General features: G+C 72.7%; 6 protein-coding genes. 5 read left to right on the top strand and 1 reads right to left on the bottom strand.

What is annotated here, in order from left to right; translation table 11 throughout:
* Positions 1 to 8: 8 nt before the first annotated feature.
* Positions 9 to 4,877, top strand: a complete 4,869-nt coding sequence (locus BKA05_RS12965; protein WP_343045667.1) for an NAD-glutamate dehydrogenase — start codon at positions 9 to 11, stop codon at positions 4,875 to 4,877.
* Between the two features lie 209 nt (positions 4,878 to 5,086).
* On the opposite strand, the gene BKA05_RS12960 is transcribed toward BKA05_RS12965, so the two are convergent.
* The gene (locus BKA05_RS12960; RefSeq protein WP_179531796.1) at positions 5,087 to 5,725 is read right to left on the bottom strand and encodes a QsdR family transcriptional regulator; all 639 of its coding nucleotides are present in this window, start codon (positions 5,723 to 5,725) and stop codon (positions 5,087 to 5,089) included.
* Between the two features lie 100 nt (positions 5,726 to 5,825).
* Between BKA05_RS12960 and BKA05_RS12955 the strand changes: the two genes are divergently transcribed.
* The 4 genes from BKA05_RS12955 to BKA05_RS12940 all read left to right on the top strand — a co-directional run bounded on the left by BKA05_RS12955 (position 5,826) and on the right by BKA05_RS12940 (position 12,711).
* On the top strand, positions 5,826 to 7,172 hold the full coding sequence (locus BKA05_RS12955) for a hypothetical protein (RefSeq protein ID WP_179531795.1): 1,347 nt from the start codon (positions 5,826 to 5,828) through the stop codon (positions 7,170 to 7,172).
* A 144-nt stretch (positions 7,173 to 7,316) separates the two neighbouring features.
* Positions 7,317 to 9,068, top strand: coding sequence for an ABC transporter ATP-binding protein (locus BKA05_RS12950; RefSeq protein ID WP_343045666.1), 1,752 nt, complete (start codon positions 7,317 to 7,319; stop codon positions 9,066 to 9,068).
* Entirely contained in the window at positions 9,065 to 10,900 is a 1,836-nt protein-coding gene (locus BKA05_RS12945) for an ABC transporter ATP-binding protein (protein WP_179531793.1), read from the top strand. The genes BKA05_RS12950 and BKA05_RS12945 overlap by 4 nt, the downstream gene beginning before the upstream one ends.
* Positions 10,901 to 11,319: 419 nt before the next feature.
* Entirely contained in the window at positions 11,320 to 12,711 is a 1,392-nt protein-coding gene (locus BKA05_RS12940) for an amidase (RefSeq protein WP_179531792.1), read from the top strand.
* Positions 12,712 to 12,751: the final 40 nt, after the last annotated feature.

The following is a 12,751-nucleotide window of genomic DNA, read 5'->3' as shown; positions in this document are numbered from 1 at the left end:
TCGGAGACGTGTCAACGACGACGCACGACAGTGAGCTGAAGGACCTGATCGCGAAGGCGACCGAGCTGGCGAGAGCCGGGAAGGGGACGGGAGGGCCGCCGCACGACGAGGTGGGCGCGCTCCTGACGGCCTACTACCGTCACGTCGCCCCCGAGGACGTCTCCGGCCGGGCCGACGTGGACGTCTACGGCGCCCTCGCGAGCCACTACCGGCTGGCGGCCGAGCGCCCCCAGGGCACCGCCCGGGTGCGGGTGCTGACCCCGACGCTGGCCGAGGACGGCTGGTCGGCCGGCGGGCACAGCGTCGTGGAGGTCGTCACCGACGACATGCCCTTCCTCGTGGACAGCCTCACGATGGAGCTGTCCCGCGAGCTGCGCGACGTGCACGTGGTGGTGCACCCGCACTTCGACGTACGCCGTGACATCACCGGGTCGCTGCTGCACGTCGCACCCGTCGACGACGGCGCGCTCGAGCCCGACGACGACTCGGTGCGCGAGTCGTGGATGCACGTGGAGATCGACCGGATCGCCGACGGGGACGCCGCGGCGATCGTCGACGACGTCCAGCGGGTGCTGCGCGACGTGCGCGAGGCCGTCGAGGACTGGCCGCGCACCCGGCAGCGGATGCTCGACGTGGTGGGCGAGCTGCGCGGGCAGGTGCCGGCCGGCCTGGACCCGGAGGAGGTCCGGCAGGGCGCCGAGCTGCTGGAGTGGCTGACCGACGACCACTTCACCTTCCTCGGCTTCCGGGAGTACGCCCTGGAGCAGCACGACGGCGAGGACGTCCTGCGTGCGGTGCCCGGCACCGGGCTGGGCATCCTGCGTGCCGACCAGGACACCTCCGAGGCCTTCGCCCGGCTGCCCGAGCCGGTCAAGGCCAAGGCCCGCGAGAAGACGTTGCTGGTGCTGGCCAAGGCCAACTCCCGCGCGACCGTGCACCGCCCGGCGTACCTCGACTACGTCGGGGTGAAGACCTTCGACGCCGACGGCGAGGTGACGGGGGAGCGGCGCTTCCTCGGGCTCTTCTCCTCCTCGGCGTACGCCGAGTCGCTCATCCGCATCCCGCTGCTGCGCGAGAAGGCCCGCGAGGTGCTGCGCCGCAGCGGCTTCGACCCCCGCAGCTACGCCGGGCGGGCGCTGATGGACACCCTCGAGGGCTACCCCCGCGACGAGCTGTTCCACACCACCGTCGACGAGCTGGCGCCGATGGCCGAGGCCGCGATGCACGCCCGCGAGCGCCGCGCCGTCCGCGCCATCACCCGCGCCGACACCTACGGCCGCTACGTCAGCGTGCTGGTCTACCTGCCGCGCGACCGCTACAACACCGCGGTCCGTGAGAAGTTCAGCGAGATCCTGCTGGACCAGCTCGGCGGGGAGTCGGTCGAGTTCACCGTCCGCATCAACGAGTCGACCACGGCGCGCGTGCACTTCGTCGTGCACCTGCCCCGGCAGGTCGGCGACCCGACGGTGACCGGCACCCTGCGCGCCCTCGACACCACCGACCTCGAGCGGCGCCTCGCCGACGCCTCCCGGTCCTGGCGCGACGACTTCCTGGCCGCGGTGCTCTCGGAGTACGGCGAGCAGGTCGGCGCCACGCTGGGCCGGCGCTACGTCGACTCCTTCCCGGAGGCCTACAAGGAGGACTTCCTGCCCCGGGCGGCGGCGGTGGACGTCGGGCGCCTGGAGGGCATCGAGGGGGAGGAGGGGCTGGACCTCTCGCTGGCCCAGCACCTCGACGCCGGGCGCGGCGAGGCCCGCCTCAAGGTGTTCCGGGTCGGCAGCCCGCTCTCGCTCTCGGCGGTGCTGCCGATGCTGAGCAGCCTGGGGGTCGAGGTCGTGGACGAGCGGCCCTACGAGCTCGACGACCTCGACCGCCCGACCTACGTCTACGAGTTCGGCCTGCGCTACGGCACCGCGCTGCCCGACGACGCACGCGAGCTGTTCGTCGACGCGCTGCGGGCGGTGTGGGACGGCCGCGCCGAGGTCGACGGCTTCAACCGGCTGGTGCTCGGGGTGGGGCTGGGCTGGCGCCAGGCGATGCTGCTGCGCGCGTACGCCAAGTACATGCGCCAGGGCGCCTCCCCGTTCGCCGTCGACACCATCGAGGAGGCGCTGGCCGCCAACGTCGACATCACCCGGATGCTCGTGCGGCTCTTCGAGGTGCGCTTCGACCCGGCCGTGACCGACCGCGAGCAGCAGACCGAGACGCTGGAGGCCCGGCTGGGTGCTGCGCTGGACGACGTGGCCAGCCTCGACCACGACCGCATCCTGCGCGGCTACCTCACCCTGATCCGCGCGACGCTGCGGACCAACCACTTCCAGCGCGCCGCGGACGGCAGCCCGAAGGACTACCTCAGCCTCAAGCTGGAGCCCTCGGCGATCCCGGACCTGCCCTCGCCACGGCCGAAGTTCGAGATCTTCGTCTACTCCCCGCGGGTGGAGGGCGTGCACCTGCGCTTCGGCTCTGTCGCGCGCGGTGGCCTGCGGTGGAGCGACCGCCGCGACGACTTCCGCACCGAGGTGCTGGGCCTGGTCAAGGCGCAGATGGTGAAGAACACCGTCATCGTCCCGGTCGGCGCCAAGGGCGGCTTCTACGCCAAGAACCTCCCCGACCCGGGCGACCGCGAGGCGTGGATGGCCGAGGGCATCGCCTGCTACCGCACCTTCATCTCCGGGTTGCTCGACATCACCGACAACCTCGTCGAGGGGAGCACCGTGCCGCCGGCCGACGTGGTGCGCCACGACGGCGACGACGCCTACCTCGTCGTGGCCGCCGACAAGGGCACCGCGACGTTCAGCGACATCGCCAACGAGGTCGCGATGTCCTACGGCTTCTGGCTCGGTGACGCCTTCGCCTCCGGCGGGTCGGTGGGCTACGACCACAAGGCGATGGGCATCACCGCCCGCGGCGCCTGGGTCTCGGTCCAGCGGCACTTCCGCGAGCGCGGCATCGACTGCCAGGCCGAGGACTTCACCTGCGTGGGCATCGGTGACATGTCCGGCGACGTCTTCGGCAACGGGATGCTCTGCTCCGAGCACACCCGGCTCGTGGCCGCCTTCGACCACCGCGACATCTTCCTCGACCCCGACCCGGACGCCGCCACGTCGTACGCCGAGCGCAGGCGGCTCTTCGAGCTGCCGCGCTCCTCCTGGCAGGACTACGACACCGCGCTGATCTCCGAGGGCGGCGGCGTGTGGTCGCGCTCGCGCAAGTCGATCCCGCTCAACGACCACGTGCGCCGCGCGCTGGGCATCGACGCCGGGGTCGAGCAGATGACGCCGAACGAGCTGATGCGCGCGATCCTGACCGCACCGGTCGACCTGCTGTGGAACGGCGGCATCGGCACCTACGTCAAGGGCAGCGAGGAGACCCACGCCGACGTCGGTGACAAGGCCAACGACGCGATCCGCGTCGACGGCGGCCAGCTGCGCGCCGCGTGCGTCGGCGAGGGCGGCAACCTCGGCCTCACCCAGGCCGGTCGCATCGAGTACGCGCGGGGCGGCGGTCGGCTCGACACCGACTTCATCGACAACTCCGCGGGCGTGGACACCTCCGACCACGAGGTCAACATCAAGATCCTCCTCGACCGCGTCGTCGCCGACGGGGACCTGACGCACAAGCAGCGCAACACGCTGCTGGCGGAGATGACCGACGAGGTCGCCGCGCTGGTGCTGCGCGACAACTACGAGCAGAACCTCGCGCTGGCCAACGCCCTGCACCACGCGCCGTCGATGCTCCACGTGCACGAGGCGCAGATCAAGAAGCTGGAGGCCGACGGCGTGCTCGACCGCGAGGTCGAGGGGCTGCCGTCGGCGAAGGTGATCAAGCGTCGCGCCGAGCGCGGGGAGGGGCTGAGCGCCCCCGAGCTGTCGGTGCTGATGGCGTGGACCAAGATCGTGCTCGCCGACGAGCTGGTCGCCTGCGACCTGCCCGACGACCCCTACCTCGTCCAGGACCTCACGGCCTACTTCCCCTCCGCGATGCGCGAGCGGTTCCGCACCCAGATCGGCGACCACCCGCTGCGGCGCGAGATCATCGTGACCCAGGTGGTCAACGACCTGGTCAACGGCGCGGGCATCACCTTCCTCGCGCGACTCGGCGGCGAGACCGGGGCCAGCGCCCCCGAGCTCGTGGGGGCCAACTTCGTGGCGCGCGAGGTGTTCGCCTCGCTCCCGCTGCGCCAGGAGCTGAGCGCCTGGGACAACCGGATCGACGCCGCCGTGCAGACGCGGATGCGACTGGAGATGCGCACGCTGGTCGAGCGGGCCAGCCGGTGGTTCGTCGCGAACCGGCGGCCGCCGATGGAGAGCCAGGCCGTGGTCGACCAGTTCGCCGGGCCGGTCCAGGCGACGATGGCGCAGCTGCCCTCGCTGATGAGCGGGTACGAGCTCGCCGCCTTCGAGGAGCGCCGCGAGCGCCTGCTCGCCCAGGGGGTCCCCGAGGAGCTCGCGGAGCGGGTGGCGGTGCTGCCACCGGCGTACATGGTGCTCGGCGTGGTGGACACCGCGCAGCGCGACGGCCTGAAGCCGGCCGACGTGGCGCGGGTGCACTTCGCGCTCGGGGAGCGGCTCGGGCTGCCGGTGCTGGTCCAGCGGATCCTCGCCCTGCCGCGCGACGACCGGTGGCAGACCATGGCGCGCGCGGCGCTGCGCGACGACCTGCACCAGGTCCACCTCCAGCTCACCGGGCAGGTGCTCGCCGGCACGGACTCCGAGGAGAGCGCCACGGCACGGATCCAGGCATGGGAGGACGCCGATGCCGTGCAGGTCGACCGGGCAGCCCGGACGCTGCAGGACATCTGCTCCGACGACGCCACCGACCTGGCCCGGCTCTCGGTCGGGCTGCGGGTGGTCCGGGGGTTGCTGGCCACGGGGTAGTCGTCGGACCTAGAGGGCCGCGGGGCGCGCGACGACGCTCCCGTCCGCCGGCACCCCCGGCGGAGGGGAACCACCCCTTCCGCTCCTTCGTCGCTCCAGGGGGGCCAGGCCCATCCACCCTCCGCCGGGGGTGCCGCCGGCCGTGCGCGGCCTCGCGCGGGGCCTCGAGGCTCCTCGCTGGCGCCGTCGCACCTCGACCAGCGGTGGGCTCAGCCGGCTGGGTCGCGCAGGGTGACCTCGAGCAGGGCGCGGACCAGCCGCATGGCGCGGTCCAGCGGGGGCGGGTCGCCGATGATGACCGGCGCCCACTCGAGGGCGGTGCCGACCTGGACGAGGATGTCGACGATCTCGTCGCTGATCCGGTCGTGCTGGTCCGGCAGGGTCTCGCGCAGTGCCGCGGCGACGCCGTCGCGCAGGCTCCCGGCCACCGGGCCGTCGGGCTGCATGAGCAGCTTGAGCGCGAGCGCCGGCTCGCGACGGGCGAAGTCTCGCAGTGCGGGGAACTGCGAGGTGTGGTCCATGAAGCGGCGAAAGGTGTCCAGCGCGCGCTCGACGCCCTCGCCCGTGGCGTGCGCCTGGCAGCCCGCCCAGACCTCGCGGGACAGCGAGGCGAGCACGTCGCCGAGCACCTCCTCGCGGCCGCCGACCCAGCGGTAGAGCGTGGTGCGGCCGACGCCGAGGGCAGCGGCGAGGGTCTGCATGTCCAGCCGCTCGCCCGACACGAAGATCCGGGTGGCGTACTCCATGGCCATCTCGGGGTCGGGGCGTCGAAGGGGAGCGGGGAATGGCACGGAGCCGGCCGTGCGGGCCGCGCTGGAACCGGTGGTGGGGTCGGGGGAAGAAGTCATCGTCAGGCCGTAACCCTGGTGACGGTCGCCTCGTTGTGGAACATTGTACGAAGATGTTCCATCTGCCACACCATGGCTCAGTGTCCCACGCGGAGGTCCCGTGCGCCGAACGATCCGTCCCCTGCTCGCTGCTGCATCCGTGCTCGTCGCGGGTCTCCCGGTCGGGCTGGGCGCGCTCGCGCCGACCCCGATCGCACCGCCCGCCGCGGCGGCCGGTGTCGACCTCACGTGCAGCTTGGCGCTGACCAAGACCGACCCGGACACGATCAACCTCGCCTACCCCGACGAGGCGGCTGACTACTACAGCGTCGTCTTCCCGAACCTGCCGGGCATGCGCCTGCGGATCACCGGGGAGTTCCCGCACGCGCGCTACGCCTCGTTCAACGTCTACGACCCCCAGCTCCGCCCGATCGACGCGATCGCGGACGTCGACATCACACCCGACCCCGGGTCGAGGAACCCGTTCGAGGCCGGCGCCCGCCGCGGCGCCAAGGCACGGACCTACACGGCGTACGTCGACTTCGGCGCAGCCCCGGACCGCCGTCGCGACCGCGAGCCGAACACCATCTACTCCGGGGAGATGGCCGACGGGACCCCGCTGCCCGGCAGCGGCCTGATCTACCGGATCTACACACCCGATCGCGGGCGCGACGACTTCGGGGACGTCCCCATCCCCACGGTGACCCTGGAGCGGGTCGACTCCACCGATCCCGTCACCCCGTCGATGTGCGAGCAGGTGACCAAGCCCGCCGTCACCTTCCTCACCGCGCTCACCCAGGAGAGCGAGGCACTGTCGGAGCACGTTGACTCGGCGCTCCCGTTCGGCTACGAGACGCCGCGGTGGCGGCGGTTCGAGAACCTGCCGGCCGCCGTGGCGGACAACGCATTGGAGAACCCCACACTGGAGCAGGTCCGTCCGCTGCTCGACCCGCTGACGCCGTACTTCGGCCAGGGAGGCTTCCTCTCCAACATCCACAACTCCTACGTGTACGCCGCCACCAACCGTGCATACGGGAAGGTGCTGGTCACCCGCTTCCGGACCCCGACCTTCCCCGACACCCGTGAGGGGGCCCGACGGATGGACGCGGCGCAGGTGCGCTACTGGTCGATCTGCCAGACCGAGTTCTACTCCCAGCGCTACATCGCCTGCCGCCAGGACGACCAGGTTGTCGGCCGCGGCGGGTGGGCGACCGTCGTCGTGAGCACCCCCAGCCAGCGACCCGCGCGGGCGACGCGTCGCTGCGGGGTCACGTGGATGCCCTGGGGGCCGGTGCCGGAGGGTGCGCTGCTGCTGCGCCACATGCTGCCCTCCGACGACTTCGAGCAGACGGTGGCCGTGGCGGAGTACCGCAAGGAGCGGCGCACGATGAGGGGCTACCTGCCCCGGTCGACGTACTTCGCCGACGCGGAGGACTTCGACGCGCACGCGAAGGTGCGCTGCCGCTGACCGGCGCCTCGCTGGGCGAGGTGCGAGGCCGGTTGACGGGGAGGTCCGAGACCTCCCCGTTATCGGTTTTACCGTTGTCGTAGGGCCGACCTAGGCTGCTTGACGATGACAACGGAATCTCGGGAAGCGCCACAGGCGGCGGGCGTGCACTCGCTGTGGCGGTTGCGCGGCTACCTGCGGCCCTACGTGTGGTCGCTCTCGCTCATGCTGGTCGCGTCCCTGGGCGGGGTGGCGCTGGCCATCGGCATCCCGCTGGTGACCCGGGCGATCATCGACGGCCCGATCGCCGAGCGCGACCTCTCGGCGCTGTGGCCGCTGGCCGGCCTGGCGCTGCTGCTCGGCGTCACCGAGGCCTTCCTCGTGTGGATGCGCCGATGGGTCCAGTCGGCTGCCGTGCTGGGGCTGGAGACCACGATGCGGCGCGACCTCTACGCGCGGCTGCAGGAGCTGCCGATGGCCTTCCACGGGCACTGGCAGTCCGGCCAGCTGCTCTCGCGGGCGACCACCGACCTCTCCGCGATCCGACGCTTCTCCGGCTTCGGGCTGCTCTTCCTGCTCATCAACGTCGTGCAGCTGACCGCGACCACCGTGGTGCTGCTGCACATGTACTGGCCGCTCGGGCTGGTCGTCGCGGCTGCCTCTGCGCCGATCGTGTGGCTCTCGATGCGCTTCGAGAAGCGCTACGTCGTGATCTCCCGGCGGGTGCAGGACGAGCAGGGCGACCTCGCGACCTACGCCGAGGAGGGCGCCGTCGGCATCCGCGTCATCAAGTCCTTCGGCCGCAGCGAGCACGTCTCCCAGGGCTACGAGCGGGCCGCCGACCGGCTGCACGCCACCAGCATGGAGAAGGTGCGGCTCTCGGCCCGCTTCTGGACCTTCCTCGAGGTCATCCCCAACGTCGCGGTCGTCATCGTGCTGGCCCTCGGCGCGTACGGCGTGGGCCGCGGCGCGCTGACCCCCGGCGAGCTGGTCGCCTTCATCACCTTGATGCTCAGCCTCGTGTGGCCGGTCTCCTCGCTCGGCGTCATCCTGGCGATGGCCCAGGAGGCGATGACCGCCTCCGCGCGCATCCTGGAGATCTTCGACACCGAGCCCTCCATCGTCGGTGGCGACAAGACCATCGAGGCCCCCCGCGGTCACGTGCGCTTCGAGGCCGTCGACTTCGCCTTCCCCGACACCCCGGACCAGCCGGTGCTCTGCGGGCTCGACCTCGACATCGCCCCCGGTGAGACCGTCGCCCTCGTGGGCGCCACCGGGTCGGGCAAGACCGTGCTCACCGCCCTGGTGCCGCGGCTGTGGGACGTCACCGGTGGGCGGGTCACCATCGACGGGGTCGACGTGCGCGAGCTGCGCCTGGAGCACCTGCGCTCCCTGGTCGCGACCGCCTTCGAGGACCCGACCCTGTTCTCGATGAGCGCCCGGGAGAACCTCACCCTCGGGCGCGCCGACGCCACCGACGAGGAGGTCGCCGAGGCGCTGGAGATCGCGCAGGCGCAGTTCGTGCACGAGCTGCCGTGGGGGCTGGACACCCGCATCGGCGAGCAGGGCATGGCGCTCTCCGGCGGTCAGCGTCAGCGCCTCGCCCTGGCCCGCGCCGTGCTGACCCGCCCCACCGTCCTGGTCCTCGACGACACCCTCTCCGCCCTGGACGTGCACACCGAGAAGCTCGTCGAGGACGCCCTGCGCCGCGTGCTGGCCGACACCACCGGCGTCGTCGTCGCCCACCGTGCCTCCACCGTGCTGCTGGCCGACAAGGTCGCCCTGCTCCAGGACGGCCGGATCACCCACGTGGGCCAGCACAGCGAGCTGCTCGCCACCGTGCCCGCCTACCGGGAGCTGCTGGCCGCGGAGGCCGGGTCGGTGGCCGGGTCGGTGGGCGAGGAGGTGTCGGCATGAGCGGCACGCCCGACCCCAGGACCTGGCGCGGCGAGGCCGCGGTCGACGCCGACGAGGCAGCCGAGCGGCTGACCGCCGGCCGGCTCGGCGGAGGCTCCCGCCGCCTCCTGCGCGAGCTGCTGGCGCCGTACTCAGGAGCGCTGAAGCTGCTCCTGCTCGTCGTGGTCGTCGAGAACGCCGCCCGGCTCTCGATCCCCTACCTCGTCAAGGTCGGCATCGACTCCGGCATCCCGCCGATCCGCACCGACGACGACCTCACCCCGCTGATCACCGTGGTCGCCCTGGTGCTGGGCGCCACGCTGACCCAGGCCGTCGCGCGGAACCGGTTCCTGGTGATGCAGGGCCTCATCGGCCAGGACGTCCTGCACGCCCTGCGGCGCCGGGTGTTCCGGCACTTCCAGGCGCTGGACCCGCAGTTCCACGACACCTACACCTCCGGTCGCGTCATCTCGCGGCAGACCTCCGACGTCGACGCGATCTACGAGATGCTCGAGACCGGGTTCGACGGGCTGGTCACGGCAGCGCTCACGCTGGTCGGCACGGCCGGGATCCTGCTGTTCCTCGACGTCGAGCTCGGGCTGGTCGCCCTGCTCTGCTTCCCGTTCCTGGCGCTGCTGACCAACTGGTTCCGCAAGGCCTCGGCGTCCTCCTACCGCGTGACGCGGGAGAAGGTCGCGCTGGTGATCGTGCACTTCGTGGAGTCCATGGGCGGTATCCGTGCGGTGCAGGCGTTCCGTCGCGAGGACCGCAACCAGGCGATCTTCGACGACGTCAACGACCAGTACCGCCGGGCCAACCTGGTGGCCTTCCGCCTCGTCGCGTGGTTCATGCCCGGTATCCGGCTGATCGGCAACGTCACCATCGCCGGGGTGCTGCTCTACGGCGGCTACCTCGCCTACAACGGCGACGTCACCGTCGGCGTGCTGGCCGCGTTCCTGCTCTACCTGCGGCAGTTCTTCGAGCCGATGATGGAGATCAGCCAGTTCTACAACACCTTCCAGTCCGCCTCGGCGGCGCTGGAGAAGCTCGCCGGCGTGCTGGAGCAGGAGCCCGGCGTGCCCGAGCCCACCGAGCCCACGCCGCTGGGCCGCGCGACCGGGGAGGTGCGCCTCGACCACGTCGGGTTCGCCTACGTCGAGGGGCGCCCGGTCCTGCCGGACCTCGACCTGGTGATCCCCGCCGGTCAGACCGTCGCGCTAGTCGGCACCACGGGTGCCGGCAAGACGACGATCGCCAAGCTCGCCACCCGCTTCTACGACCCGACGTCGGGGCGTGTCCTCCTCGACGGCATCGACCTGCGCGAGCTGGCCGGTGACACGCTGCGCGACAACGTGGTGATGGTGACCCAGGAGAACTACCTCTTCTCCGGCAGCGTCGCCGACAACATCCGCTTCGGCCGCCCCGACGCCTCCCTGGACGAGGTGGTCGCGGCGGCCCGGGCGCTGGGGGCGCACGAGTTCATCGAGGCGATGCCGCAGGGCTACGACACCGAGGTGACCAACTCCGGTGGTCGGCTCTCGGCCGGCCAGCGGCAGCTGGTGGCGTTCGCCCGGGCGTTCCTGGCCGACCCGGCTGTGCTGATCCTCGACGAGGCGACGTCGTCGCTCGACATCCCGTCGGAGCGGCTGGTGCAGCGGGCGCTGCGCACGGTGCTGGCCGGCCGGACGGCCGTGATCATCGCCCACCGGCTCTCGACGGTGGAGATCGCCGACCGGGTGCTCGTCCTCGAGCACGGCCGGATCGTCGAGGACGGCAGCCCCGCCGAGCTGGTGGCCGGGGGAGAGGGCCGCTTCGCAGGTCTCCACCAGGCGTGGGCCGACTCGCTGGCCTGAGTGGTCGAGGTGGGCCTCGGGGCGGCCGGGGGCTGAGGCGGGGCGCGGAACGGCCCCCGCGCCCCCTTCGTCGGAACCAGCCCCCTCGCTCGTCCCTCACGAGGGGGCGGCCAGGCCCATCCACCCTCCTCCGGGGGCGCCCGGGCCGTCCCGCGCCCCGCCGGCGGCCCCCGGCCGCCCCTCCGTCGGAACCAGCCCCCTCGCTCGTCCCTCACGAGGGGGCGGCCAGGCCCATCCACCCTCGTCCGGGGGCGCCCGGGCCGTCCCGCGCCCCGCCGGCGGCCCCCGGCCGCCCCTCCGTCGTCGCCAGCCCCCTCGCTCGTCCCTCACGAGGGGGCGGCCAGGCCCATCCACCCTCCTCCCGGGCCGTCCCGCCACCCGCGAGCACCGAGCTGCGCCCGGCGGCTAGGGTCGGCGCCATGAGCGAGCTGCACCTCCTCGACGCTGCCGAGACCGCCCGCCGCACGAGTGCGGGGGAGGTGAGCGCGGTCGAGGTCGCGCGGGCATCCCTGGAGCGGATCGCCGCCCTCGACCCGGGGCTCAACGCGATGTCGCAGGTGGTGGCGACCGAGGCACTGGCCGAGGCCGAGAGCCGGGACACCGCGCTGGCGGCGGGCGAGCCGTGCGGCCCGCTCCACGGCGTACCCGTCGTCATCAAGGAGGAGGTCGACGTCGCCGGTACGGTGACGACCTTCGGCGGCGAGGGCAACAGCACCCCGGCCGCCGCCGACGCCGAGGTGGTGCGCCGGCTTCGCGCGGCCGGCGCGGTCGTCGTGGGCAAGACGACGATGCCCGAGTTCGGGGCGTGGCCCTACACGGAGGGCACCTCGCGCGGCCTGACGCGCAACCCGTGGGACCCCTCGCGCACGCCGGGCGGCTCCAGTGGCGGCACCGCCGTCGCGGTGGCGACCGGCATGGTGCCGGTCGGCCTGGGGGGCGACGGCGGTGGCTCGATCCGCATCCCCAGCGCGATGTGCGGTCTCTTCGGTCTCAAGCCGCAGCGCGGCCGCGTGACGACGGCCCCGCACCCGCACCTATGGTGGGCCCTGGGCACCGCCGGCCCGTTGACCCGCACCGTGCTGGACAGCGCGATCTTCTACGACGCCGTGCGCGGCAACGTCGCGACCGACCTGTACGCCGCCGGCGACACCGGGTCGTTCACCGAGGCGGCGCGCACCGACCCGGGCCGCCTGCGGATCGGCTGGTCCACCGAGCCGGTCACCCTCGGCGTACGCCCCGACCCCGCACACGTACGCGCGGTCGAGGCCACCGCCCGCCTGCTCGCCGACCTCGGCCACGACGTGCGCGAGGTCGACCCGCGCTACCCCGACCCCACGCTGGCGTTCGTGCCGCAGTTCTTCGCCGGCATCCGTGACGAGGCCGCGATGGTCGAGCACCCCGAGCGGCTCGAGCGGCGCACCCGGGAGACCCGCCGCCTCGGGGCGTGGGTGACCCCGCGGGTCCGCGACTGGGCGCTGCGGCAGACCGAGGAGATCTCCGGGCTCGCCAACCGGGTCTTCGACGACGTGGACGTGCTGCTCACACCCACCGTGGCCCACCGCCCGCCCCGGGTCGGGGTGATCGACGGCCGCGGCACGGTCGGCTCGACCCTCAAGGCGATGCCCGCGATCGCGTACTGCGCGCTCTGGAACGTCGCCGGCAACCCCGCCGCCAACGTCCCCGCGGGCCTGGCCGACGACGGCCTCCCGATCGGCGTGCAGCTGGTCGGTCGCAGCAACGACGAGACGACGCTGCTCAGCCTGTCCGCCCAGCTCGAGCAGGCGCGTCCGTGGTCCTTCCCGCGATGGTGAGCGACGTGGCGGCTGCTCGGCTGTTCCGCTGGGAGACGGT

Source organism: Nocardioides marinus (assembly GCF_013408145.1).
GTDB classification, from domain to species: domain Bacteria; phylum Actinomycetota; class Actinomycetes; order Propionibacteriales; family Nocardioidaceae; genus Nocardioides; species Nocardioides marinus.
The sequence above is the reverse complement of the archived record's forward strand: the minus strand, read 5'-3'. Positions and strand labels throughout refer to the sequence as shown.